This is a genomic window from uncultured Thermosynechococcus sp., from assembly GCF_938074695.1.
Taxonomy (GTDB): Bacteria; Cyanobacteriota; Cyanobacteriia; order Thermosynechococcales; family Thermosynechococcaceae; genus Thermosynechococcus.
Map to the genome: position 1 here is coordinate 103,471 of NZ_CALJEM010000020.1, position 26,203 is coordinate 129,673.

21 protein-coding genes are annotated in these 26,203 nt (G+C 53.6%); 9 read left to right on the forward strand and 12 right to left on the reverse strand.

The features are described from left to right. Positions 1-41: 41 nt before the first annotated feature. On the reverse strand, positions 42-1,277 hold the full coding sequence (locus Q0683_RS03255; RefSeq protein WP_298976262.1) for a response regulator: 1,236 nt from the start codon (positions 1,275-1,277) through the stop codon (positions 42-44). Between the two features lie 258 nt (positions 1,278-1,535). Next, positions 1,536-3,284: an iron uptake porin gene (locus Q0683_RS03260; protein WP_298976264.1), complete on the reverse strand. Its 1,749-nt coding sequence runs from the start codon at positions 3,282-3,284 to the stop codon at positions 1,536-1,538. A gap of 295 nt (positions 3,285-3,579) precedes the next feature. Between Q0683_RS03260 and Q0683_RS03265 the strand changes: the two genes are divergently transcribed. Both Q0683_RS03265 and Q0683_RS03270 read left to right on the forward strand, forming a co-directional pair. Continuing rightward, positions 3,580-4,326 (forward strand): hypothetical protein, encoded by a 747-nt coding sequence (locus tag Q0683_RS03265; RefSeq protein WP_298976266.1) that lies wholly within the window; start codon positions 3,580-3,582, stop codon positions 4,324-4,326. Positions 4,327-4,458: 132 nt separating this feature from the next. Further along, positions 4,459-5,226 carry a hypothetical protein gene (locus tag Q0683_RS03270; RefSeq protein ID WP_298976268.1) on the forward strand — a complete coding sequence of 256 codons (768 nt, stop codon included), beginning with the start codon at positions 4,459-4,461 and terminating at the stop codon, positions 5,224-5,226. Between the two features lie 39 nt (positions 5,227-5,265). On the opposite strand, the gene lipA is transcribed toward Q0683_RS03270, so the two are convergent. Next, positions 5,266-6,156, reverse strand: a complete 891-nt coding sequence (lipA, locus tag Q0683_RS03275; RefSeq protein WP_298613988.1) for a lipoyl synthase — start codon at positions 6,154-6,156, stop codon at positions 5,266-5,268. Between the two features lie 172 nt (positions 6,157-6,328). Here lipA and Q0683_RS03280 point away from each other — a divergent pair, with 172 nt between their 5' ends. From Q0683_RS03280 to Q0683_RS03290, 3 genes are all read left to right on the forward strand, one after another. After that, positions 6,329-7,297: a protochlorophyllide reductase gene (locus Q0683_RS03280; protein ID WP_298613991.1), complete on the forward strand. Its 969-nt coding sequence runs from the start codon at positions 6,329-6,331 to the stop codon at positions 7,295-7,297. Between the two features lie 79 nt (positions 7,298-7,376). Beyond that, positions 7,377-8,819 (forward strand): NADP-dependent phosphogluconate dehydrogenase, encoded by a 1,443-nt coding sequence (gndA, locus tag Q0683_RS03285; RefSeq protein ID WP_298976271.1) that lies wholly within the window; start codon positions 7,377-7,379, stop codon positions 8,817-8,819. A gap of 123 nt (positions 8,820-8,942) precedes the next feature. Then, a complete protein-coding gene (locus Q0683_RS03290; RefSeq protein WP_298617002.1) occupies positions 8,943-10,706 on the forward strand; it encodes an ABC transporter ATP-binding protein in 1,764 nt (587 codons plus the stop codon). Here Q0683_RS03290 and glgB read toward each other — a convergent pair. From glgB to Q0683_RS03310, 4 genes are all read right to left on the reverse strand, one after another. Continuing rightward, positions 10,703-13,009: a 1,4-alpha-glucan branching enzyme gene (gene glgB, locus Q0683_RS03295; protein ID WP_298613994.1), complete on the reverse strand. Its 2,307-nt coding sequence runs from the start codon at positions 13,007-13,009 to the stop codon at positions 10,703-10,705. The two genes, Q0683_RS03290 and glgB, sit on opposite strands and share 4 nt — an antisense overlap. A gap of 83 nt (positions 13,010-13,092) precedes the next feature. After that, on the reverse strand, positions 13,093-14,190 hold the full coding sequence (locus Q0683_RS03300) for a quinone-dependent dihydroorotate dehydrogenase (RefSeq protein WP_298613995.1): 1,098 nt from the start codon (positions 14,188-14,190) through the stop codon (positions 13,093-13,095). Positions 14,191-14,222: 32 nt separating this feature from the next. Further along, positions 14,223-14,765 carry a hypothetical protein gene (locus Q0683_RS03305; protein WP_298976274.1) on the reverse strand — a complete coding sequence of 181 codons (543 nt, stop codon included), beginning with the start codon at positions 14,763-14,765 and terminating at the stop codon, positions 14,223-14,225. Between the two features lie 153 nt (positions 14,766-14,918). Then, on the reverse strand, positions 14,919-15,605 hold the full coding sequence (locus tag Q0683_RS03310) for an energy-coupling factor ABC transporter ATP-binding protein (RefSeq protein ID WP_298614001.1): 687 nt from the start codon (positions 15,603-15,605) through the stop codon (positions 14,919-14,921). A gap of 63 nt (positions 15,606-15,668) precedes the next feature. Between Q0683_RS03310 and Q0683_RS03315 the strand changes: the two genes are divergently transcribed. Further along, on the forward strand, positions 15,669-17,819 hold the full coding sequence (locus Q0683_RS03315; RefSeq protein WP_298976276.1) for an HAD-IIB family hydrolase: 2,151 nt from the start codon (positions 15,669-15,671) through the stop codon (positions 17,817-17,819). A gap of 8 nt (positions 17,820-17,827) precedes the next feature. Here the strand turns inward: Q0683_RS03315 and Q0683_RS03320 are convergent, their stop codons facing one another. The 3 genes from Q0683_RS03320 to Q0683_RS03330 all read right to left on the reverse strand — a co-directional run bounded on the left by Q0683_RS03320 (position 17,828) and on the right by Q0683_RS03330 (position 22,500). Then, on the reverse strand, positions 17,828-17,965 hold the full coding sequence (locus Q0683_RS03320) for a hypothetical protein (RefSeq protein WP_298976278.1): 138 nt from the start codon (positions 17,963-17,965) through the stop codon (positions 17,828-17,830). A gap of 219 nt (positions 17,966-18,184) precedes the next feature. Further along, complete coding sequence (locus Q0683_RS03325; RefSeq protein ID WP_298976281.1) at positions 18,185-20,224, reverse strand: putative PEP-binding protein; 2,040 nt, start codon at positions 20,222-20,224, stop codon at positions 18,185-18,187. 44 nt (positions 20,225-20,268) lie between these two features. Next, entirely contained in the window at positions 20,269-22,500 is a 2,232-nt protein-coding gene (locus Q0683_RS03330) for a bifunctional (p)ppGpp synthetase/guanosine-3',5'-bis(diphosphate) 3'-pyrophosphohydrolase (protein ID WP_298614000.1), read from the reverse strand. A gap of 269 nt (positions 22,501-22,769) precedes the next feature. On the opposite strand from Q0683_RS03330, the gene Q0683_RS03335 reads away from it, so the two are divergent. Then, positions 22,770-23,453: a hypothetical protein gene (locus tag Q0683_RS03335; RefSeq protein WP_298976284.1), complete on the forward strand. Its 684-nt coding sequence runs from the start codon at positions 22,770-22,772 to the stop codon at positions 23,451-23,453. On the opposite strand, the gene purE is transcribed toward Q0683_RS03335, so the two are convergent. After that, a complete protein-coding gene (gene purE, locus Q0683_RS03340; protein WP_298614469.1) occupies positions 23,428-23,949 on the reverse strand; it encodes a 5-(carboxyamino)imidazole ribonucleotide mutase in 522 nt (173 codons plus the stop codon). The genes Q0683_RS03335 and purE overlap by 26 nt on opposite strands. Positions 23,950-24,027: 78 nt before the next feature. Between purE and queG the strand changes: the two genes are divergently transcribed. Together queG and Q0683_RS03350 are read left to right on the forward strand one after the other, a co-directional pair. Beyond that, a complete protein-coding gene (gene queG, locus Q0683_RS03345; RefSeq protein WP_298976286.1) occupies positions 24,028-24,966 on the forward strand; it encodes a tRNA epoxyqueuosine(34) reductase QueG in 939 nt (312 codons plus the stop codon). A gap of 27 nt (positions 24,967-24,993) precedes the next feature. Then, entirely contained in the window at positions 24,994-25,893 is a 900-nt protein-coding gene (locus Q0683_RS03350; protein ID WP_298976288.1) for a vitamin K epoxide reductase family protein, read from the forward strand. Between the two features lie 107 nt (positions 25,894-26,000). Here Q0683_RS03350 and Q0683_RS03355 read toward each other — a convergent pair whose 3' ends face one another. Beyond that, a complete protein-coding gene (locus Q0683_RS03355) occupies positions 26,001-26,192 on the reverse strand; it encodes a hypothetical protein (protein ID WP_298614475.1) in 192 nt (63 codons plus the stop codon). Positions 26,193-26,203: the final 11 nt, after the last annotated feature.

Below are 26,203 nucleotides of genomic sequence, written 5' to 3' on the forward strand. Positions count from 1 at the left end.
CCTATTCAGGTTGGTGCGCGCAAATGCCAATATACTGCGTCCTAGCTCAAATAGCGAAAGACCATTTTGAGCAGCGCCTCTTGGGTAAACGGTTTCGTCATGTAGTCCGTCGCCCCCACAAGGCGTGCTCTATCGCGATCAATGAGTCCTGTGTTACCCGTCACCATAATGATGGGTACTGACTTAAAGCGTTCATGGTTGCGAATAACTTTACAAAACTTATAACCGTCAATATTGGGCATCCCCACATCCAGCAGGATGAGATCTGGGTTGAGACGCATCACCTCCATGAGGGCTTTCACAGAATCATTGAGGGCAATCACTTCAAAGGCATCATCCGCCAAAAACCGCTTAATTTCATTGAGCATGGCCGGACTGTCATCAATACAGACAATCCGATAGGTGCGGTTGGGCACTTTGGAAGTGAAGAAGCCACTGCCTAAATCACCACTTTCCTCTGCCACTGCGGGCGCAGTTTCCTGCCACAAACTGGTATCAAAACTGGGCAGCAAATCAAAGGGGTGTTGCGGCTCCCGAACGACTACGGCTCCCTTCTCAATTAACGGCAAAAGGCTACGCACCAAGGTAATTTCATTTTGGTTGAGAAGCACTGCCAAATGGCGAAAGCTAAAACCCCGTAGCATAGACCCCAGGCGTTGCTGCTGTTCTGGGGTTAAATTGAGTTGAGCACTCCTAAAGAAGTACGGGCGCTGGAAAGGAGAAACAATTTTGTGGCCAAGGCTCAGCCATTGCTGAATTTGCGACTTACACTGCTGAATGAGTCGGCTGGGGTCAAAGCGATTGACAATCGGCACCTCCACATAAGGCACTAACTGGTGATGACCACTTTTGAGATATAAAAACGACTCTAGGACTTCAACGATCAGCCCCTCCACCAACTGGCTAAACTGCTCTGGGGTAATGATGTGCTGAGTAAGCAACCAGCACAGACTCTCATACTCATAGATGGGGGTTGGGGTATTGGCCTGTTCCCATCGCTGTTGTACTTGGACACGCAACTCGCGATTGAGGCTAGGAACCGTATAGCTCAGTTGCCGAAGATGGCGCTCAAAGCGATCGCCCGGCTCAATCGTGTGGGTAGCATAAATCAACTTCCCCTGAGCAAAGTAGAGGAACCACTGTTGCTGTTGAACACTAACCTTGAAACACCCTGTCCCTCTCGAAGTGCTAAGTTGCTGAAGCAATGACTCAGGGTGAAGTGTTTCTACCAATTGCGGTGTTCCCCCGGCACTGAAACCGCGATCTGATGTCATCATATCAACCTCCAAGCCGCTACCCCCCCCGAAGCCTCGTGAAACTCCAGCAGCAGCTAGTAATTTTGACAGTCACTAGTTGAGTTCTTGATCGACCCTTAAGTGAGATGTGCTTAAGAATACCATGTACTCATTAATATCAGCGAAAAGATGAAAGAAAACTTCAGAGAAGTTAATGACTTTTACAAAGAATAGTAAAGTCCATAAAAAATCCCCCTCCACTGGGGAGAGGGACTCAAGATCGGGGTGAACTTACTAACGCTAGAACGTAAACGTCGTACGAATCACGCCTTGGAGAATCGGCTGACCGGAGATTACACCACCCCCATTAGTATTATTGGGGTTGATGATTGCCGTAAAGATCGGCGTGATGCTGATGTTGTCACTGATGGGAAATTTGTAGAAGGCCTCTACGTTGACTTGATTAGCATTATTGATGAAGCCCAAATTGGGAGCACTGTTAATGAACGGTGCTCCCGCAGCAACAGCTAGAACAGACCCCGGTACAAGCAGATCTTTGTAGCCAATACCGGCCATGAAATTGTAGGCCGTCATACCAGCATCAGGTACACCAAGAACAGAGTAGGGAAGAGGTGACACACCCGGAAAGTAACCACCTGGAATACTGGCAACACCTGCTCGGCCAAAAATACCTAAGCGATCCAGATTCAGCTCAAAGTTAATCCCCGCTGCTCGAGCTTCAATGCCATAGGTTTTAGAATAGGTACCCTGCAGCCGAACAGCATAACTGTTTTTGCCACCACCAAACTTATTGGCATACTCTAGCTCTAGCGAGGTTTGGAAAGGATCACCGCCAAATCCACCCCCCGGACTTGGTGGAGCAATCCCTGCAGCTGCCCGATCTGCTTCGCCTGCAAGATAAAGGGCACGGACAGTAAAGGGGCCTTCCTTGGGGTTCCATTCAATGGCAGCGCCCGCCCCGCCCAAGTCTTTCAGGGCGTAGGGAACAATGAAGGGGTTATTGAGGAAAAAGTATGTACCAAAGTCACTGGCCTCATCGTTTGCCCAGCTATTCTTGTCAATAATATCACTGGGGTAAAACAGAGACCCTGCGGTGACTGTAATATCTCGAGTAGGCTTGAAGCTGTAGGCCAAACGCTCCAGCTCAACTGTCGGTCCATAACCAGACCAAGCGTAATTACTAGGACTAAAGTAGGGAAGTGGCAAATCAGGGGGATTATGTAGAGTCGAGTCTGTCTGCAATCCTATCTCATAGGTGCTAATGGCATCACGACCCCCATTGCCTGTAGAGAGGCTTGTTTGCAATAGGTCAGTGCCAGTGAAGCTGGTGTTTAGATTCAGAATCGCAGCAGCAATGACAGTGGGGTTTGTGTTAGCAGGAGCAATTCCAACAACAGGACTCACAGAAGGATTCGGACTGCTAGGACGGCCGCCATATTGCACGGACATCACCACTGTGCCTGTTAATTTTGTGGTTGTGGAGAACTGCTGGGCTTCCAGCTTGGCGGTGCGAGCTTCAAGCTTATCCACGCGACCGCGTAGGGTGGTGAGTTCAGCCTTAAACTCATCCATGAGCTTTTGCAAGGTTGCCAAGTCTTCCTTCGTGGCAAAGCGGTCACTAATGACATCCAAGCAGGCATTGAGGGCTGCTGCCATTTCATAACGGGTGGCGGCACGGTTGCCCCGAAAGGTGCCATCGGGATAACCCGCAATGCAGCCGTATTTCTCAACCAGGGAGGCCAAGGCTTGGTAGGCCCAGTCAGTGGGGCGAACATCAGAAAGCTGGGAGACAGAGGTCACTTGCCCCATGGATTCTTGGTTGGCCAAAAGCTGATTAACAGAGGTAATGATACTAGAAGCATCTGCAATGGTATTGGCAGCAGGCGGTGCTTCAGAAACTTGGAGATGTTGTGGTTCAGCAGCAATCAGGTTTTCAAAGTTGGTAGGTTCATTGGCGGTAGCAATATTAGCCCCTACGACTACACCCAGTAGGCTCAAGCCACCCGCTAGCAGGTAAGTCTTTTTCATCACGTTACTCCTCACTTACGAGAGCCTAGGCTAAGTAGGGCGATCAACTCGTTCTACTCTTCACCTAGTATTCAGCTTAACAATACAGCTCAGTGTGTAGGAGTATAGCCATGTACCCCTTGGTTCGTCAAACATTTTGTTTCGATTTGTTGACGCTTAAAATGGCTAGACTGCCTCACTGACAGAGTAGGAACTGTGCCCAAGGAGCCTTTCTGAGAGAGGGCGTGGAAAGCAAGGAGGCATCGTCTAGTCGCTAGAATGGAGAGTACGGCCGCAATCCATAACTTTAGATGCAATGACCTCTCTGCTTGAAGAAAAACTGCGGGCAGCGTTTCCCCCAGAACAGGCACATTTGCTGGCGGAAGTCATCCATGAAGCCTACAACGACTTGGTGAAAGCCAGAGACTTCAGCGAGCTGAAGTCCATCGTTGGTGAACTGGCTCAAGCCCAAAAGCGCACCGAAGAACGGGTTGACCGACTAGCCCTTGCTGTCGAAGAACTCGCTCAAGCCCAGAAACGCACCGAAGAACGAGTTGACCGACTAGCCCTTGCTGTCGAAGAACTCGCTCAAGCCCAGAAACGCACCGAAGAACGAGTTGACCAACTGGCTGCGGCGCAGGAGCGGACCGAACGCGCTGTGAGGCAACTGGCTCGCCAAGTGGGCGGACTCAGTGAAGCCCTTGGTGGCTCCCTCGAAGACCTCGCTTTGGAAGTGGTGCCCGAGATCCTTGAGTATCGCTGGGGCATGGAAATCGAATTCTGTGAGCGGGATACACTGCCCCTCCGCAACGGAGAGTATGAGTTTGACTTAGTGATTCGTGGTCAAGTCGAGAGACGACCAGTACTGGTACTCGGCGAAGTCAAAAGCAACATCACCGAATCAGAGGTGGAGCGATTTTTGAATCTGGTGGCTCAAGTAACAGCGACTGAGGAAATTCGCCCTCTGTTTTTTGGCTATCGCGTTGAACGAGCTGCCAAGGAGTTGATTCGTGAGCGGGGAGCCGTGATGGTCACCACAAGGGGCAAATACTTTCCTGAGTGAATAGGGTATCCATGAGGCTTCTGAGGTTGGAGGAGCTTTCCTGAGAAAATCTGTGAAAACCAAGGAGGCATTGTTTAGTCGTTAGAATGTAGAGTACAGCCGCAATTCACCACTCTAAACGTTCTAAACGTAATGACCTCTGTCCTCGAAGAAAAACTGCGGGCGGCGTTTCCTCCCGAACAAGCGCACCTATTGGCGGAAGTGATCCGCGAGGCCTATGATGATTTGGTCAAGGCCAAGGACTTCAACGAGCTAAAGTCAATTGTGGCGGATTTGGCTCAAGCTCAGAAGCGCACCGAAGAACGAGTAGATCAACTGACGGTGACCGTTGCAGAACTAGCTGAGGCTCAGAAGCGCACCGAAGAACGAGTCGCAGAACTTGCCCAAGCCCAAAAACGCACTGAAGAACGAGTCGAAGAACTGGCGGCAGCACAAAAGCGCACCGAAGAACGAGTAGATCAACTGGCCGCGGCGCAAGAGCGCACAGAACGAGCGGTGAGACAACTCGCACGCCAAGTGGGCGGCCTCAGTGAAGCCTTGGGTGGGTCGCTGGAAGACCTTGCGCTGGAAGTGGTACCCGAAATTCTAGAGTATCGCTGGGGCATGGAAATTGAATTTTGTGACCGAGACACCCTACCTCTGCGCAATGGAGAGTATGAATTTGATTTAGTCATCCGTGGCCAAATTCATGGAGAGCCACTTCTGGTGCTGGGGGAAGTCAAAAGCAATATCACCGAATCAGAGGTGGAGCGGTTTTTGAATCTGGTGGCTCAAGTGACAGCAACTGAGGAAATTCACCCCTTGTTTTTTGGCTATCGCGTTGAGCGTGCAGCCAAGGAGTTGATTCGTGAGCGGGGAGCCGTGATGGTGACTACAAGGGGTAAGTACTTCCCTGAGTGAGCCGTCAACTGAGCGGTAGGAACGAGAAACTAGCAGTGCCTATCCCGCTTTTTGGGTTGGGGCAACGTCTGCGGCATGGTAGGAACTGCGTACAAGAGGACCTGAACGCACATGGGAAAATCCAAGTTCCTGTGCAATATTGCCCAAGGTGTTAAATTCTTCGGGAGTCCAATACTTCACCACCGGCAAGTGATTCAAGGAGGGGGGCAAATATTGTCCCAAAGTCAGGCGATCGCACCCTACCGCTCGTAAATCTTTTAAGGTTTCAATCACTTCTGCCTCGGTTTCCCCTAAGCCCAGCATGAGTCCCGATTTAGTGGGAATATCGGGGTTAAGTTCTTTAACGGTTGCCAAAACCCGCAGTGAACTCTCATAGGTGGCACCCCGTCGCACAGGGCCTTGAAGGCGGCGCACAGTTTCAAGGTTGTGGTTGTAGCAGGCCGGTTGTGCGGCCACAATTTGGGCAATGCAGTCCCGTTGGGACAGCCGACCCCGATCCATGCGAAAGTCAGGGGTAAGAACCTCAATTTCGGTGCCAGGGCAGCGGTGGCGAATCGCCTCCATGGTAGCGACAAATTGACCTGCGCCCTGATCGGGTAAGTCATCCCGTGCCACAGAGGTTAACACCACATAGCGCAATCCCAAGGCAGCCACAGCAGCAGCAATTTTTGCAGGTTCTTCCGGATCAACCGCAGCCGGCGCACGCCCCTTCTCCACTTGACAGAAGGCACAGGCACGGGTGCAGGTAGCACCCAAAAGTAAAAAGGTGGCGGTTTTTTGGGCATAGCATTCACCGCGATTCGGACAGCGCCCCTCTTCACAGATGGTGTGAATGCCATAGTGGCGCACGAGGCGTTGAACCGTAGAGAGTTCACTGGCTTTGCCAAGGGGTTTGCGCAGCCACAGTGGCAAGGGGTGGGAGATAGTCATAGAGTTGGGTTAATCCTGAAAATAGGGGAGAAACAAACTAGATACAAAACTTGATTAACTATCGAGTCTATTTATTAAGTCACTGTAAAGGATCGCGGGGGGTGCAGCTAGGGGGCGATCGCTTCTATGGCAGGATCAGTAGCGACGTTACCACAGGTATGCCACAGAACCTATGAGTGATCAGCCACGCCCAACGGTTATTATTACAGGTGCCTCCTCTGGAGTTGGATTGTATGCCACCAAAGCCTTAGCCAATCGGGGCTGGCACGTTGTGATGGCCTGCCGCAATCTTGAGAAAGCAGAGCAAGCCGCCAAAGACATTCAGCTTCCGCCGGAGGCCTACACGATTTTGCATTTGGACTTGTCCTCGTTGGCCAGTGTGCGCGGCTTTGTCGAGTCGTTTCGGGCATTGAATCGCCCCTTGCGTGCCCTTGTCTGCAATGCCGCCGTCTATTATCCCCTGCTCAAGGAGCCTCTTTACAGTATGGATGGCTACGAACTCACTGTGGCTACCAATCACTTGGGGCATTTTCTTTTAGCCAACCTCCTCCTTGAGGATTTGAAAAACTCCCCCGAAAGCGATAAGCGCTTGGTGATTCTCGGCACGGTGACCGCCAACCGCAAAGAATTTGGCGGTAAAATCCCCATTCCTGCTCCGCCTGATTTGGGCAACCTTGAAGGCTTTGAGCAGGGCTTCAAGAAACCCATTGCCATGATTAACGGCAAGCCCTTTAAGTCTGGCAAAGCCTACAAAGACAGTAAACTGTGCAATATGCTGACGGCGCGGGAACTGCATCGCCGCTTCCATGATTCGACGGGGATTGTCTTTAGCTCTTTGTACCCTGGCTGCGTAGCGGATACTCCCTTGTTTCGCAACCATTTTCCCCTTTTTCAGAAGCTTTTTCCCCTCTTTCAGAAATACATTACTGGTGGCTATGTCAGCCAAGAATTGGCAGGTGAGCGCGTCGCAATGGTGGTGGCAGACCCCGAGTTTCGCCAGTCGGGGGTGCACTGGAGCTGGGGTAACCGCCAAAAAGAAGGCCGCAAAGCCTTTGTCCAAGAACTCTCGGCGGAGGGCAGTGATGAGCAAAAAGCCCGCCGTCTTTGGGAGTTGAGCGAAAAACTCGTGGGGTTGGCCTAAAAGTTAATACCTTCTTCCATTCCTCTGGCTGACCTTGCCGCTATGGTGGAAGTGATCCTTGCCATTGCAGGACGGATGTATGTCACAGCAAGATTTTGGCGTTATTGGCCTTGCCGTCATGGGGGAAAACCTTGCCCTCAACGTGGAGCGAAATGGATTCTCAGTGGCGGTTTACAATCGCACCCCCAGCCGCACCGAGGCTTTCATGGCTGAACGCGCCGCAGGCCGCCGCTTTAAGGCCACCTATAGTCTGGAGGAATTCGTTGCCTCCCTGTCGCGTCCCCGCCGCATTTTGGCGATGGTCAAAGCCGGCAAACCCGTAGATGATCTCATCCAGCAACTGAAGCCACTCCTTGAACCCGGCGACATCCTCATTGATGGCGGCAACTCTCTCTATACGGATACCGAACGCCGCGTTGCGGAAATGGAGGCGGCAGGACTGTGTTTCTTTGGGATGGGGGTCAGCGGTGGTGAAGCAGGTGCCCTCAATGGTCCCAGTCTTATGCCCGGCGGTAGTCGTGAGGCCTACCAAGCCCTTGAACCCATCCTGACCAAAATTGCCGCCCAAGGGGATGATGGGCCTTGTGTTACCTACATTGGACCGGGGGGGTCAGGTCACTTTGTCAAGATGGTGCACAACGGCATTGAGTATGGCGATATGCAGCTCATTGCCGAAGCCTATGACCTACTGAAAAACCTCCTTGGCCTCAATCATCAGCAACTCCATGAGGTCTTCAAAAGTTGGAATGAAACCCCCGAACTCAACTCATTTTTGATTGAAATTACCAGCCAGATTTTCACTTATATTGATTCGGAAACCCATCTGCCCCTTGTGGAGGTGATTGTGGATGCCGCTGGTCAAAAGGGAACCGGTCGCTGGACGGTGGAAAGTGCCCTAGAAATGGGGGTGGCTATTCCAACCATTGCCGCTGCTGTAAATGCCCGCATTATGTCGTCAATCAAAGCCGAACGGATGGCGGCTGCCCAAGTCCTTTCCGGCCCTGCGGTGCACTTTGGCGGCAATACCGAAGAATTCATCGGCAAAATTCGTGATGCCCTCTACTGCTCAAAAATCTGCTCCTATGCCCAAGGGATGGCTCTGATTGCCAAAGGCTCGCAGGAACTGTTTGACAACCAACTCAACCTGAGCGAGATTGCCCGCATCTGGAAGGGGGGCTGTATTATTCGGGCTGGCTTCTTGGATAAGATCAAGCGGGCCTACAGCGAAAATCCCCAACTGGCCAATCTACTGCTGGCGCCCGAGTTTCGCCAAACAATCCTCGATAAGCAGGCGGCGTGGCGGGAGGTCTTGGTGGAGGCGACCCGTGCGGGGATTGCCGTGCCGGCCTTTGGCGCATCGCTGGAGTACTTCGATAGCTATCGGCGCGATCGCCTGCCGCAAAATCTCACCCAAGCGCAGCGGGACTTCTTTGGGGCGCACACCTACGAGCGAATTGATAAACCCGGAACCTTCCATACCGAGTGGGTACCGATTCAGGAGGCAGGGAAAGCCTCCGTTTGAGATGCAGGAAATACGGTCGGGTGGGCAACTCTCCCAGGGAGCAATTCTTTAGCTTATCTTAAGAATTAGGCAAGTCAACCGCCTGCCTGCAATCATCCTGCACTTTGGGGAGGCCAAGAAGCCTTGCATCCATTTCTACGACTTCTGAAGCACAGCCAACGCTACCAACGCCAAGTGGGGCATGCCTCCCTTTACTCCGTTCTGAATAAAATTTTTGATCTTGCTCCCCCGGTTTTGATTGGCATTGCCGTGGACTTAGTGGTGAAGCGGCAGGATTCCCTCTTTGCCCGCTGGGGGCTAAGAACCTTTGAGCAGCAACTGTTGGCCTTGGCGGGTCTTTCGTTTGTGATCTGGAGCTTGGAGTCGCTCTTTGAGTATGCCTATGCCCGCAGTTGGCGCAACTTAGCCCAGCAGATTCAACACGATTTGCGCCTTGAGGCCTATGCCCATGTCCAGGAAATGGACTTGGCCTTTTTTGAGGAGCGCAGCAGTGGGGTGTTGCTCTCGATTCTCAACGATGACATTAACCAACTGGAGCGATTTTTAGACGGCGGTGCCAATGAAGTTCTACAAGTAACAACCACAGTTCTTGTTATTGGCGGGATTTTCTTTTATTTAGCGCCAAGTGTGGCTCTCTGGGGCATGCTGCCCATGCCTGTGATTCTTTGGGGATCAGTGCTCTTTCAGCGGCGGCTTGCCCCTCGCTATGCCGATGTGCGGGAAAAGGCGGGACGCCTCAATGAACGCCTAGCCAACAATATCACGGGGATTCAAACCATCAAGAGCTTTACTGCTGAAGCCTATGAATTGGAGCGCCTGCGCCGAGAGAGTGAAGCCTATCAACAGAGCAATCGCCGCGCCATTCGGCTGAGTGCGGCCTATATTCCCCTGATTCGCTTTGTGATTCTCTTTGGGTTTACGGGAACGCTGGTGTTGGGAGGCTTTGCCGCTTTTCAAGGGCGCTTGGATGTGGGTGCCTACAGCACAATGGTCTATCTGATTCAACGGCTGCTCTGGCCCCTAACCCGTTTGGGAGAAACCCTAGATCAGTACCAGCGCGCTATGGCTTCAACCCAGCGGGTGCTGAATTTGCTGGAAACACCGATTGCCATTCCCACGGGCGATCGCCCCCTTAATCCGCGCCATGTTAAAGGAGAGGTGCGCTTTGAAGCCATCAGCTTTGCCTATGCCGGCCGCGCCTCCGTGCTAAAAAATGTCAGTTTACACGTCCCTGCGGGTCAGACGATCGCCATTGTCGGCGCCACGGGATCCGGTAAAAGTACCCTCGTGAAATTGCTACTGCGCTTTTACGAGATGCAGCAGGGGCGCATCCTCATTGATGGGGTGGATATTCGGGAGTATCGGCTGCGGGACTTGCGTGCTGCCATTGGCTGGGTGAGTCAAGAGGTCTTTCTCTTTCACGGCACCGTCTTTGAAAACATTGCCTATGGCAGTCCGGGGGCAACCCTTGCTGACGTCGTCCACGCGGCAAAGCTGGCTGAAGCCCACGAATTTATCCGGGAACTCCCCCAAGGCTATGACACAGTGGTGGGCGAGCGGGGACAAAAACTCTCTGGCGGTCAGCGGCAACGGCTGGCGATCGCCCGTGCCCTTCTCAAAGACCCGCCAATTCTTGTTTTGGATGAGGCCACATCGGCAGTGGACAACGAAACCGAAGCCGCCATCCAGCGATCCCTAGCCCACATCACGGCACATCGTACCACCATTGCCATTGCCCACCGCCTCTCCACAATCCGCCATGCCGACTGCATCTATGTCCTTGAGCACGGTGAAATTGTGGAACAGGGTACCCACGAGGCACTCCTTGCTCAGCAGGGAGTTTATTACGGCCTGTGGCAAGTGCAAACGGGGATTCTTGAGACCTAAGAATTAGAATTCAGGTTATAGCGTGCCCGCTCTGCCGCTGTCTTCTCTCGATCCAGTTTCAAGATCAGCACCGCCAAGGGGGGCAAACAGAGATCTAGGGAGTAACGGCGATTGTGGTAGGGCCATTCATCGGCCCATTTGCCGCCCAAGTTACCCATATTGCTGCCGCCGTACTCACGGGCATCGCTGTTAAACAGTTCGCGGTAAAACCCATGCTCAGGTACGCCAATGCGGTAGTGGCTATGGGGCTGCGGTGTAAAGTTACAGACGACAACGACAAAATCTTGATAGTCCCTGTCCCAACGGATAAAGGAAACAACGCTATGGCGGTTATCGCTACAGTCAATCCACTCAAAACCCTCCTGTTTGAAATCTTGGGTATAGAGGGCAGGTTGTGAACGGTAGAGGCGATTGAGATCCTTGAAGAAACGTTGAATTTGCTGATGAGGTTCGTATTGCAGCAGGTGCCACTCTAGATCACTCCAGACATTCCACTCGCTCCACTGGGCAAACTCCATCCCCATAAACATCGTTTTCTTGCCGGGGTGGGTGAACATGTAGGCAAACAAACAGCGCAGGTTCGCAAATTTTTGCCAGCGATCGCCGGGCATTTTGCCAATCATGCTCCCCTTGCCGTGCACTACCTCATCGTGGGACAGTGCCAACATGAAGTTCTCGCTGTGGTGGTACCACATACTAAAGGTGACGTTATTTTGGTGGAACTGGCGGAACCACGGATCCATGCTGAAGTAATCGAGAATATCGTGCATCCAGCCCATATTCCACTTCAGGTTGAAGCCCAAGCCCCCCATGTAGGTGGGCCAAGAGACCATCGGCCATGCCGTTGACTCCTCGGCGATCGAGAGAATCCCCGGAAAATAGCTAAAAATCACATGGTTGACTTGGCGCAGAAAGTTGGCCGCCTCTAAATTCTCCCGCCCACCGTATTCGTTGGGGATCCACTCCCCCTCCTTGCGGTTGTAGTCAAGGTAGAGCATCGAGGCCACGGCATCCACGCGAATACCGTCAATGTGGTACTTGTCAAACCAAAAGAGGGCATTGGCCACCAGAAAATTGCGCACTTCGTGGCGACCATAGTTAAAGACAAGGGTGCCCCATTCCTTGTGTTCCCCCTTGCGCGGATCCGCATGCTCGTAGAGATGGGTGCCATCAAAGAAGGCGAGGCCGTGGCCATCCTTGGGAAAGTGCCCCGGTACCCAATCGACAATGACGCCAATGCCGTTTTGGTGGCACTGATCCACGAAATACATAAAGTCTTGGGGACTGCCATAGCGAGAGGTGGGGGCATAGTAACCGGTCACTTGATAGCCCCAAGAGCCGTCGAAGGGATGCTCGGCAATGGGCAACAGTTCAATGTGGGTGTAGCCCAATTCCTTGACGTAGGGAATGAGTTTAGCCGCCAATTCGCGATAGGTGAGAAAGCGTGCCCAGGGCTTGAGTTCTGCCACCTGCACGGGTTCTTGGGGTTGACCGTCGGCACCAATGGGCGGGTCCTCCATTGAGGCGTGAAGCCAGGATCCCAAGTGCACCTCAAAGACGGAAATTGGTTGGGTGAGGGGGTCGGTGTGGCGCCGCCTTTCCAGCCAGTCATCATCGTTCCATTCGTAGCTATTTAAGTCAGTAACAATGGAAGCGGTCTTGGGGCGTGGTTCTTGGTAAAAGCCGTAGGGATCCGATTTTTCGTAAATATGCCCCTCCTGATTTTTAATTTCATACTTATAGTGCTCGCCCACCCCCAAGCCAGGGATAAACAGCTCCCAGATGCCGTTGCCCCGCCGTGCCATTTGGTGTTTGCGCCCATCCCACTGGTTAAAGTTGCCGATGACAGAAACATTGCGGGCATTGGGCGCCCAGACGGCAAAATAAACCCCCGCGACCCCCTCCACCGTCAGCAAGTGTGCCCCCAGTTTTTCATAGATGCGGTGGTGATTGCCCTCGGCAAAGAGATGAATATCAAAATCCGTTAGCTTTGAGGAGCGGAAGGCATAGGGGTCATAGATGACGCGCTCGTGGCCATTTTCGTAGATTTTCAGTTGGTAATTATGCAGTTCCGCCACGGGAATGCGGCACTCGAAAAAGTGCGGGTGGTGAACCGGCGTCATCGGATATTCTTGCCGCAGCTCTGGACAGAGGACACTCACCCGTTCGGCGTTGGGTAAATAGGCGCGTATCGCCCATACGGATTGGCCATTCTCACTGATCTGGTGACAGCCCAAAATTTCAAAGGGGTCGTGGTGCCGGTTGGAAACAATACGGTCAACCTGTTCGGGCGAAACGGTCATATTTTTATACTTTCGTAAAATATAGAGACAATACTATAGAAAGGTTAACAGTCAGAATGCTCCCCTTGACAAGGGCATAGAGGCTATTTCTCTGGTTTCTCTTGATCGGCTGAGGGGGTTAAGAGTCCTTTGAGTAGCTCTCGCAATAGGCTCGGCCCTTGGTAGATCCAACCGGTGTAAAGTTGCACCAGGGTCGCACCGGCCGCTAGTTTCTCAATCACATCCTCTGGGGTAAAAATACCCCCTACGCCGATAATCGGCAGTGTACCTTGGGTCTGTTTGTGGATAAAGCGAATCACGGCAGTGGCGCGATCGCGCAAAGGTCTGCCACTCAGCCCTCCTGCCTCATCCGCTGGCGATCGCCCCGTCTGAGGAATAATCTGGGTTTTCAGCCCCTCCCGTGCCACGGTGGTATTGGTAGCCACAATCCCGGCGAGTTCATAGGTTTGAATCAGCTCAAGAATTGCCGCAATTTGCTCCCAACTTAGGTCGGGGGCAATTTTCAGGAGCAGGGGCTTGCGGGGGCAATTGGCGGTTTGTAGCGTGTCCAAAATGGGTTCCAGTTGTTCCTTTGCTTGCAGATCCCGTAACCGCGGCGTGTTGGGAGAACTGACATTAATCACGAAATAATCTCCCAGGGGATGGAGCCGGCGAAAACTTGCTAGGTAATCCTCTTTTGCGGATTCCAAAGGGGTAATTTTTGACTTGCCCAAATTGATACCGATGGGAATCGTCGGCTGGGGCGATCGCGCCAACCGAGCAGCCATGGCCTCTGCGCCCGCATTATTAAACCCCATGCGATTGATCGCAGCGAGATCAGCCGGTAAGCGAAAGAGACGCGGACGCGAATTGCCGGGTTGAGGGTGCCAAGTGACGGTGCCTAACTCGGCAAAGCCAAAGCCAAAGGCTGACCACACACTGCTGGCCACCCCATTTTTATCAAACCCCGCTGCCAAGCCAATGGGATTGGGAAAGCGCAGTCCCCACACTTGTCGCTCTAAACGCGGGTCTGAGAGAGCATAACGTTGCTTGAGTTGCTGCCGTAGCCAAGTGCTTAAGGCATGCTCTTGATTCAGCCACCCACAAAAGGAAATAAACTGCTGGTGCAGAAATTCTGGATCGGCCTGCAATCCCCAGAAGAGAAGGGGCCGCAGTAGGTGGCGATAGAGATCAATGGCCATTCAGATGGGAGTGGATTGGCGGCACTACCACCCTAGTCCAAATAGCCCATGAGGGTAGGGGAATCATCAATGATGTTGGAGGCGATGGGACGCTCTCCGGCTGAGTAGTAGGTTTCAGCAATGTGTAGGCCACTGGTGGTAATGGGACGAATGCCCATCAAATTGACCGTTTCTACAATTTCAAAGTTATCGGCAGCCACCGGACGCACCCCCATGATGTTGAGGGTTTCTACCACCCGGAAATTAGTTGCCGCAATCGGGCGAATACCGGCGGCGTTAATGCGGTCATAGATTTGCAGGCCACTGCTGAGGACGGGACGCTCGCCGGCATCTTTGATCATGTGCACCACTTGCACGTGACTGGCCTCAATAGGACGTAAACCGGCGCTATTAAAGGTTTGCCACACCACAATATCACTGGCTGTGGGTGTGCCTGCGGGGGCAAGAGCTGTTTTTTCAGCAAGGGAGACCATTTGACCGCTATTTTCCTTATCAGGTGGGTTGTGGCGACGGCTGGGACGAGTGGCTTTGGCGGTAGGTTCTTCGGGGGGTGGCGTTTGGGGAGTTTCAGTCATGGCGATCGCTCCTACTGCAATAATTCAATCCTACAGGCGAATTTCTATGCCAGTGTCTTATATCTATAGTCTTTAATCATAGCAGTCAAAGAGGGGGGTTGGGGGTTGAGAAATGCCTTTGGCACCAGATCAGCATTCAGCAAATCTTGCTTTTCAAGCATGCAGCAGGGGAATCATGTCGGTAGGTGCTCCTTGGCCAATGACTTTGCCGCGATCAAGGACAATGGCACCATCCGCTTGCGCCAGCTCATCGAGGCGATGGGTAACCCAAAGGGCTGTCATCCCCTGGGTATTGACCAGTTGGCGCACGTAGCCCAAGAGTTCCCGTTGACTATCGGGGTCAAGGAGGGCGGTGGGTTCATCGAGCAAGAGCACTCGACAATGGCGCGCGATCGCCCCGGCAATGGCCACCCGCTGTTTTTGGCCGCCACTGAGGGCATAGATGGGACGGCGTTCTAGTCCCTGTAAATTCACCGCTTGCAAAGCGGCACTGACGCGTTCGCGCACCTGCCAATAGTTGAGCGCCTCGCCATTCAGACTAAAGGCAATATCTGCACCGACACTGGGCATCACCAGTTGGTGATCGGGATTCTGGAACACAAAGCCAAGGGGCTGCTCGACATAGACTTCGCCCCGTTGGGGCGGCAGGAGACCCCCCAAAATCTTCACCAGGGTTGATTTGCCACTGCCATTGCGGCCTAGGAGCATCCACAGTTGGCCCCGCGGGATTTCTAGGGACACCCGATCCAGCACTAAAACCTCTGGCGACCAGCCAAAGGAGACTTCCTTGAGATGAATGGCCGCGGGGATTGCCGCCATGGCTTTTTGGACAATGCTCATGTTTTTCGGTAGGGTGGGGATGACCCCCAATTGGGTTATCCTGCGCCAAGGAAGGGAGTGGCTATGCAAGAGGGATTATACATTGTCCTCATCAGTATTCATGGTTTGATTCGGGGCGATCGCCTAGAATTGGGGCGCGATGCCGATACAGGAGGACAGACCCGCTATGTCGTCGAACTGGCAAAAAGCCTTGCAGCCCATCCCCGGGTGGCCCAAGTGGATTTAGTGACTCGCCTGATTGCCGATGCCAAGGTCAGTCCAGACTATGCTCGACCCATTGAATGGCTGGGCGATCGCGCTCGCATTGTGCGACTGGCCTGCGGACCGCGCCGCTATTTACGCAAGGAGGTGCTCTGGCCCTACTTGGATGTATTTGCCGACGAACTGCTGCGCCATCTACGCCAGTTTGGCCGCATGCCCGATGTGATCCACAGTCACTATGCCGATGCGGGTTATGTGGGCTGCCGCGTGGCCGGCTGGTTGGGGGTTCCCCTTGTGCACACCGGGCATTCCCTCGGCCGGGTCAAACGCCGGCGGTTGCTCGCCCAGGGCTATAAACCGGAGAGTCTAGAGGAGCAGTTTCACTTTACGACTCGCATTGAAGCCGAAGAGCAAACCCTTGCCAGCGCTGCACTGATTATTGCCAGTACCCATCAGGAGGTGGAAGAGCAGTATCGTCTCTACGATCAATACGACCCAAAGCGGATGGCGGTGATTCCGCCGGGGGTGGACACTAGTCGTTTCTATCCGGCTCCTGTTGCCAAGGATTTGCCATTTCTCAAGGAATTGCGCCGCTTTTTAGTCGAGCCGGAAAAACCCTTTATCTTCTGCCTTTCCCGACCGGTACCGCGCAAGAATGTGGCCGCCCTACTCAATGTCTATGGCAGCGATCGCTTTTTACAGGAGCAAGCGAATCTCGTCTTAGTTCTTGGCAATCGCACCGATATCAGCAAGATGGAGGCCAGCCCTCGCCAAGTCTTCACCGAACTCTTTTTGCTGGTGGATCGCTACGACCTCTACGGCAAAGTGGCCTATCCCAAGACCCACACCAGCGATGAAGTCCCCGATCTCTACCGTCTGGCGGCACAGCAACGGGGAGTGTTTATCAATCCTGCCCTCACCGAACCCTTTGGCCTCACGCTCATTGAAGCCGCTGCCTGTGGATTGCCAATTTTGGCCACAGCGGATGGCGGGCCGCAGGAGATTATTCGTCACTGTTGCAATGGTTTACTCTTTGATGCCCTCGATCCGGAGGCGATTCGCACTGCACTGCATCAAGCATTCCAAAGTGAGAGCCAGTGGCAGGCTTGGGCAGAAAATGGCCTCAAGGGGGTACAAGCCCACTACTCTTGGCACAGCCATGTGGAGAGGTATCTTCAGGCTCTAGATCAACTGTCGGAAAAATCGGTGTTGCCAGCCTTAAGTTTGCAGCGGCAGCCCAGCCAGTGTCAAGGCAATCAATTCCCGAGCCTATTGACGCGGAACCGCCTGCTCACCCTGGAACGCCTTTTGATTAGTGATATTGACAATACGCTGATTGGCGATCGCGAAGCCCTTGAGCAACTCTTGACGCTGCTGCAACGCCGTCCTGAAATCGGTTTTGGCGTGGCCACGGGGCGTCACCTAGAGCTGGCCTTAGCAGTCCTTCAAGAATGGGGCGTACCGATTCCTGATGTGTTGATTACCGCCGTCGGCAGTGAAATTCACTACGGCCCCCATCTCGTCCCTGATACCAGTTGGCAGCAGCACATTAGCTATCGCTGGGAACCGCAACGGGTCAAAGACACCTTGGCAGCGGTGCCGGGGTTAACGCTACAACCTCCAGAAAATCAGCGCCCCCATAAAATTAGTTACAACGTAGATACGACGGTTCTCCCCAGCATTACCCCTGTCCTGCGTCTTTTACGGCAGCAAAAGCTCCATTGCCGGCCGATTTTCTCCCACAATCAGTTTTTGGATATTTTGCCCCTGCGTGCCTCTAAGGGGGATGCCCTGCGCTATCTTGCCCTCAAGTGGGGCTATCCGCTACAAAAACTTTTAGTGGCGGGGGATTCCGGCAATGACGAGCAAATGCTAACGGGCAATACCCTTGCTGTGGTTGTGGGCAATCACAGTCCTGAATTGGAAAAGTTGCGCGATCGCCCCCACATTTACTTTGCCAAAGGCCACTATGCCCAAGGGATTCTCGAAGCAATTGAGCACTATGGCTTTTAACGAAAAGCCTAGCTGGAAATGCCCTTGGCGCGGTAAGCCGCAAGAATCTGATCCAGCGCCTCTACGGTTCGTTGCCGACTGGGATTGAGTTGGGGGTGGTCTTCCATGGCGGAATTGAATTCCGTGCCATCGTGCATCAGCAGCACTTAGCGATGCCCCCCTGAATGACACGGTTGGCAATCATTGCGGCCGTTGTTGCAATATTCCAATTCTGGGTATCCAGAATTCATCCCTAAAGCCTTGACAGAGGCTAAGACCTGAGGGAAGCCCTCAGTAGAGACCTCGCCATCTTCGGTAAGTCGCCGTGGGGGCGAGTGCAGTAAATAAGGATCCTGATACGCTAAATCGCACCGAGTTATCCACAATTAAAGCTGAGCTAAAACCTGCGTGACAACTTCGGGGCTGACGGAAATGCTATCAATGCCCAAGTCAATTAACCACGGCAGCCAATGGGGATAGTGGGCGGGGGCTTCTCCACAGAGACTACAGCCCAAGTGATGAGCTTTGGCCTCCCGAATAAGTTGGGCGATCGCCCTCCGCACGGCTGGATGATCCTCATTTAACTCCGGCAGTGCCGTTTCCCGCTCAATTCCCAACAGCAGTTGCGTGAGATCATTCGTGCCAATTGTAATTCCCGCAATCCCAAGCTGAGCAAGGTCAGCCAATAAAAATAAAATGGCCGGCACCTCCGCCATCACCCACAGTTGCACGCCGGCGCTCGCTGTCAAGCCATGCTCTGCAAGTGCTTTTTGGCAATAGACCACTTCGCTGACACTGCGCACGAAGGGCAGCACAATCCGCAGGGGGCAGGTTTCTAAACGGTGGGCGATCGCCAGCGCCGAGAGTTCCAAGTGGAACAGTTCTGGACAATGGGGATAACGACTGACGCCCCGCAGCCCCCAATCCGTTTCGGGTTCAAAGCGATGTCCCCCCAGCAGTTGCCGATAATCCGCTGGCCGCAAATCCAACGTGCGGTAAAAGAGGGGACGGGGGGCGATCGCCCGCATAAATTCCCACAGGTGCTGTACCCAGCGATCGCGCAACTGCTCCGCTTCCCCCTGCTCCAACCAATGACAGGGATGGCGCTGATCTAAAAAAGCAAACAGCATCAGCTCGGAGCGCAACAGACCAATGCCATCACAGGGGAGCGATGGCAACAACCGCAGGGCATTCACTTGACTGACATTCACCATGATTTGTAAGGGCAGCCGTTTCACCGCCGGCGGTGACGCGGTTTGGGGAGAGGGAGTAGCCACCACCGGCAACGGCTCTGACGGCAGTTGATAGATAGCGCCCCGCTGGCCATCGAGAAACAGCGTCATGCCGGAACTGATCCGCTGCGTGGCATTAGCGACACCGACAACGGCAGGCCGTCCCAATTCCCGTGCCAAAATTGCCCCATGACTCGTTAGCCCACCTTGCTCACAAATCACGCCTACAGCAGCGCTCACGAGGGGCAGCCAGTGGGGCGGAATGGTTTTAGTCACTAAAATCCGTCCGGCAACGGCGGCGGGGGCACAAGGCTCGGTGACCACCAAGGCGGGGGCGATCGCTTGTCCCGGCGCAGCAGCTATACCCTCAGCAATTAGCGTCCGTTCCAGCGGCTTCAGGGGGAGGGTTCTCCCTTGCGGCTCCGGCAGGCACTGTCCCCACCACACTTGGGTCTGACTGCGATGCCAAACCCACAGATGAGAGGATGCCCCCCGACAGGCCTGCTGCAACTGTTGCTCTTGCACCGGCGTCAGATCAATCCCCCTCGGTGGTAAGGGAATTCCTTGATGGGGCAGAGCCACACCGCCGGCGATCGCCCGAAACGTTGGATCAGTGCCTATCCACCAGCCGGAGGCCACAATGGAACTCAAGGGGTAAAGCAGAATCGCCACCTTGATTTGACAAAAATCCCACCCCTGCTGCCAGTAGAGATACAGATTCTTGGCTCGCACAAGGGCGGCAAAAGTCTTTTCAATGGCTTGATGACACAGGGGCAAACTGGGGTATCTTAAAACCGTTCCACTGCCACTGCTCCAAGGCAAGTCCTGCGTTTCTTGCCAAAGATAGCTAGTGAGAACAAGATGAGACTCCCCCCCCTGTTGTTGCCAAAAGTGATGACACGCAGCAAAAACCGTTTCTAACTCCCCCAAATCCAAGGGTGGCAATTGATGGGTCATCTGCAGCGCCAGTGCCTTGAGATCTGATGCATTGGGGGGCATCTCTTGCCAGCGATCGCAGGCGGCTTGCCACAGGGGGATCACCCCAGAGCACAATTGATCCCAAACCTGGGGGCAAATCAACCACACCGGATGGGGAGGTGGCAGGATTTTTTGCGTCGCTTGCAGGGCAACTAATGTCGGGGAAAGGTCTTCTGGGGGATACTGTTGGAGGGGTTCCAGAAGGAGTAATGTCACAAATGCTCTTCCTTAATCGGGGGTCACCGAGCAGACAATCACACCTAGGAAGAACTCACTTCCGTTTGCTGACGGCGGCGAATGTTGAGGACATCAGTGATTTTTCTAATCTGCGCCAAGATATGCTCCAACTGCTTTGCATTCACAATATCAATACACAAATCAATAATCGCCGTGCGCCCCGGATCCGTGTGGACATTGGCTCGCCGCACGTTGATTTGATTATCGGTTAAACGGGTCAAAATATCCTTGAGAATACCGACTCGATCAATCACCTCAATTTGCACATCCACGGGGTAAGTTTGGGGACGGCGTTGATTGAGGTTGGTATTCCAACTTACTGGAATCAGGCGATCGCTGGATACAGCCTCTAGGTTGCTACAGCCTTGACGGTGAATGGAAATGCCGCGACTTCCTAGGGTCACCACCCCAATAATCGGTTCATCGGGCACAGGACAGCAGCAGCCGGCAATGTGATAGACCAGCCCCTCTACCCCCAGAATGGGAGAATCACTGGGTTTTGTGGTGGCGGGGACACGGTTAACGGAGGCAGATTCCGCAGGCAATTCGGGGGGAGTTGTCTCTGAACGCGCTAGGGTAATTGCCCGCAGCCGATTCACCACCAGATTCAGCGTAATCTCACCATAGCCAAGCGCCGCCAGCAAATCATCCACACTTTGATAATTGCTGCGCTCTGCTACCTGCTGCATTTGGGGTGATTTGAGAAGCGCCTCCAAACCGGCTTTACCCAATTCCTTCTCTAGGAGTTCCCGCCCCCGCTGCAGGTTTTCATTGCGGCGCGATCGCTTGTACCACTGGCGAATGCGGTTCCGAGCCGTTGTGGTTTTAACAAAATTCAACCAATCTAAACTGGGGTGGGCAGTTTTCTGGGTAATAATCTCCACAATGTCGCCATTGCGCAAGGGCGTGTCCAAAGGTACCATCCGGCCATTAATTCGTGCGCCGGCACAGTGATTCCCCACATCCGTATGAATCCGGTAGGCAAAGTCGAGGGGAGTGGCCCCGTGGGGCAAGGCAAGCACATCCCCCTGGGGCGTAAAGACATAGACCTCCTTATCAAAGAGATCCTCCCGAATGCTGTCGAGGTATTCCTGGGCATCCTTGAGATCATTTTGCCAATCCAACAGTTGCCGTAGCCAAGTGAATTTTTGATCCTGGGCACTCCAGTGCTGCGGCAGGGAATTCCCCGTTTCTTTGTACTTCCAGTGGGCAGCAATCCCATACTCCGCGACATGGTGCATTTCCAGCGTGCGAATTTGCACCTCTAGGGGGCGTCCTCCTAGGCCAATCACCACGGTATGCAGGGACTGATACTGGTTGGGTTTAGGCAGACTAATGTAGTCCTTAAAGCGCCCTGGCACCGAAAGAAAACAGTCATGGACAACCGCTAGGGCACGATAGCACTCATCCTTGGTGGCCACGAGGATGCGAATACCCGCCACATCATAGATTTCGTGGAATTCTTTTTGCTGCCGCATCATTTTTTGGTAGATGCTGTAGAGGTGTTTGGGGCGGCCACTAATTTCTAGGTAGCCAAAGCCCATCCCCGATAATCGTTCGTAAAGAATTTGAATCGCCTGCTGGAGTTGTGCTTCGCGATTGGCACGCTTTTCAGCCACCAGTTCCTGAATGCGACGGTAGGCCTCTGGCTCCAAATACTTAAAGGCCAAATCCTCCAGTTCCCACTTAATTCGCCAAATCCCCAAGCGGTTGGCCAAAGGGGCAAAGACATCGCGGGTTTCCTGGGCAATGGCACGGCGGCGGTCCTCAGGCAGATACTCAAGCGTGCGCATATTGTGCAGGCGATCGGCCAGCTTAACCACAATGACGCGAATATCTTGCGCCATTGCCAAAAACATCCGTCGGAAACTTTCCGCTTGCCGCTCCGTCTTACTGGAAAAGTTAAACTTCGAGAGCTTGGTGACCCCCTCCACCAGTCGCCGCACCTCAGCCCCAAAATTTGCTTCCAACTCCTCCGCCGTCACAGCCGTGTCCTCAATCACGTCGTGGAGAAGCCCCGCCGCCAAAAGTGCTGGCCCACCCCCCAAATCCCGTAAAATGCTGGCGACAGCTACAGGGTGGGCAATATAGGGTTCGCCGGAGGCGCGCTGTTGTCCTTTGTGTAAGTCATAGGCAAATTGAAACGCCCGACAGACTAAACCATCTCCATTGTCGGAATCTGGATTTTGCAGGCACGTCGCTAACCAATCGGGTAATTCAATATCAGTTGGCAAGCTAGGTGCAAAAGCGTTCATGGCGGCAGGCAATCGGCAGGGCAGCACAGTGGATTTGAGTACGTATATTCTAGTTTAATTTCCGACCGATAGCCCAATTTACCCAGAGGTTATCCGCTCAATACTGTGAAACTTTTATACTTTTATAGATTTATAGTATAGATTTATAGATATTCCATCTCTCTCCACAGATACCGATATTGCAGAAAAGGATTGACGCTCCCTTCTAACATGGGAAGTAGTGTGCTCATGAAGGGGGGAAGGTAATCATGGCGTCTTTGCTCACACCAATGACGCGCTATTATATTCTGCGTTTATTCAATCGGGAAAGGGATATTTTTGCCCTAGCAGGTCAAAGTTTAGAACAAGCAGTGGGCGATCGCGAGAACGACATTCTAAATCGCCTAGAATCCCTTGCCCCCTCAGAATTGGCAGCACTGGAGATGATTGTTCGCCTCCACCGCTCCCTCAGCAATAGGGGTGAAGAGGACACTTATCAATCGTTGTACTTAAAAAGCCTCGAAGAAAAACTATGGCGGATTTTGGGGATGAACTTCCCTGCCGAGAGTCCTCCAGGTGTTTCCGGGGAGCAAGTCCTCCCTGTCGAAGGGCGACCCTCTTTAACGGTAGCTCAAGCCCTCGAGCACTTGAACCGAGTTAGTGAATTAGCCCAAAAATACCTTGGCAATGTCATCGTTGCGAATTATTGGCGAGGCTCTCGCCCTTCCACCGGTTGGCTGGCTGATTTTGTAGTTACGGATAATGGTTACATCACCTACCACGGGTCTTTGGCGGCTAGGAAGACTGTTGTGAACCCAAACCAACAGCAGCAATTGGAAACATGGCTGGTGAGTTTTGTCGATCAATGTCGCCACATTCTCCCCCTCTTTAGACATGATCTGCAAAAGGCAAGACTCTCGGGTTCTTCCCTAGAACCTGAATCAGGGATCACTGCTGTTGTAGATAAGCCCTAGCCCCCAGGGTTTGCAGTTTTTCATTCTTGGCAGCTACAGTGGCAGCCAACTCTTGACGATAGGCAATCACTTGCTCCAATAGCCCTAGATCATGACTAGCCAGCAGCTGGACGGCCAAAAGGCCCGCATTTTGGGCATTGCCAATGGCAACCGTCGCTACGGGAATCCCGGCGGGCATCTGCACAATTGAGTAGAGGGAGTCCAGCCCCTGCAAATGGCGGCTCGGCACGGGTACACCAATCACGGGTAGGGGGGTTAGGGAAGCAATCATGCCCGGCAAGTGGGCAGCTCCCCCCGCACCGGCAATAATAACTTTCAGACCCCGCTGATGGGCATTTTGGGCAAACTCTACCATCGCAAGGGGAGTGCGGTGAGCCGAGAGGATAGCCACTTCGTGGGGGATGCCAAAGCGTTCACAGATGGCGATCGCCCCCTGCATGGTGGGCAAATCGGAATCACTGCCCATGACAATGGCAACCAGTGGTGTCTCTGACATTCCTCTTCCTTACCCCCTTAGGAAACGGTGCAAACTCATCCTACAGCCCTTTTCACCGGCGCAAGATATCATTTCTCTATGGTCACTTCTGCTGCGATCAAGGCATTTGCCCATCAGTTGGGGTTTCATCGGGTGGGAATTGTGGATTTGCGCACCTATAGCCCTGACCATCCTTCTGGGGTGGCTGCCCTGCGGCGCTGGTTAGCCCAAGGGTTCCAAGGAGGGATGGCGTGGATGGCCAACCCGCGGCGACAGGAGATTCAATCCGTCCTGCCCGGAGCACAATCGCTGATTTCCGTTGCCCTCAATTATTATCAGCCCGATCCGGAGCCGCCCCCCAGGGTGAAAATTGCCCGTTACGCTTGGGGGCGAGATTACCACCGAGTCCTAGGAAAACGCTTGCAAGCCCTAGGGAAGTGGCTTCAGTCCCAGGTACCGGAGATGCACTACCGTTGGTATGTGGATACAGGCCCTGTGCAGGACAAAGTTTGGGCAGAGCAAGCCGGAATTGGTTGGATTGGCAAGCACAGCAATGTGATTTCGCGGCAGTATGGCTCGTGGATTCTCTTGGGAGAATTAATCACCACGTTGGAGTTGCCGGGCGATCGCCCCCACACCAATCACTGCGGCACCTGTACCCGTTGCTTGGCCGCCTGTCCTACGGGAGCGATTGTGGAACCCTACGTGGTGGATGCCAACCGCTGCATTGCGTACCACACGATTGAAAGCCGCGCCCCTAAGCTACCCCCTGCGATTGCCGCTAACTTGCAGGGGTGGGTTGCAGGCTGTGACATCTGCCAAGAGGTGTGCCCTTGGAATCAACGCTTTGCTCAACCCACCGATGTGGCGGACTTTGCCCCGCGATCGCCCCTCTTGAAGACGTCCCTAGAGGAACTGGCCACCCTCAGCGATGAAGCATGGGATGAACTCACCCGTGGTTCCGCCCTACGGCGAATTAAACCAGAACAATGGCGTCGCAATGCCCAAGCGGTGCTGTCGAGCAGTCGGTATGATTGAACTGTGATTCAATGCGGAGGCTCACCTATGGTTCGACGACGCTCCATCCCCTGGATTCATCGTTGGTCGCGGTGGTTAATTGGCGGAGTTGCCCTCGCTGGCATGGGAGTGACCGCTTACCTAACGATTGCCAAGCTCACCAATCGGGAGGTGACCTGCCCCACCGATGGCTGCGATATTGTTCTCAATAGCCCTTGGGCAACGGTCTTTGGGGTTCCCCTCTCCCTCATTGGGTTTGTTGCCTACACGGGGATGCTGTCGTTGGCGGCCTTGCCCCTGTTGTTCAACCAGCCGCAGCAAAAAGAACTCCGCCGCAATGCTGAAAACACCACTTGGCTCTTGCTCTTTCTTGGGGCAACGGCCATGGCCAGCTTCAGCAGTTACTTGATGTATATCTTGGCAACTGAGATTAAAGCCACTTGTCCTTATTGCATTGCCTCAGCCGTCTTTAGCTTTACATTTTTGATCTTGACCATCATTGGTCGGGAATGGAGCGATCGCGGTCAGCTCTTTTTCAACGGCATCATCACTGCTGTGGTGACGTTGGTGGCGGTCTTTGGTATCTACAACACTCACCTGGCCAATGCCGAGGGGCCGGGCATTCCCATCGTCAATACCTCAGGCCCAGCAGAAATTGCCCTGGCTCGCCATTTAACCCAAGTGGGAGCCGTCATGTATGGTGCCTACTGGTGTAGCCATTGCCACGATCAAAAGGAACTCTTTGGCAAGCAGGCAGTACGGGAACTCAATTATGTTGAGTGCGACCCCAATGGTGCCAATCCCCAAGTGGAGCGCTGCCGTGCCAAGGGAATTCAGGGCTATCCCACATGGGAAATCAATGATCAGCTCTACTCCGGCACCAGATCGCTGAGGGAACTTAGTCAATTGAGCCAATACACAGGTCCAATGAACTTTAAGAACCAGTAGAGGCAATAAATTGACATCCTCCCCGCCCTGTTGGCTTGCGCCCGCGGAGCGGTAGGCCGAAGATTCCTACGGCACTCAAGCCCAGCCTAAGTCGCTTTGGTAGGTTCCTAGGCCGAGGGCCTATCCGCTGCTTGTATCTCCCCAGGCGTCACTTCCGCCATGCCCTGCCGTAGGTCGGCGTGGTTGTGGCCGACAGCAAAATCATAGAACGGCTGCGCCGTTGGCGTTGCCCTTCCCCCTCGTTCAGGGCGGGGCTTGCCGCGCACCGGGTCAGTGATAGAATGAAGCCAGCTGGGCACTACGCAGGTTT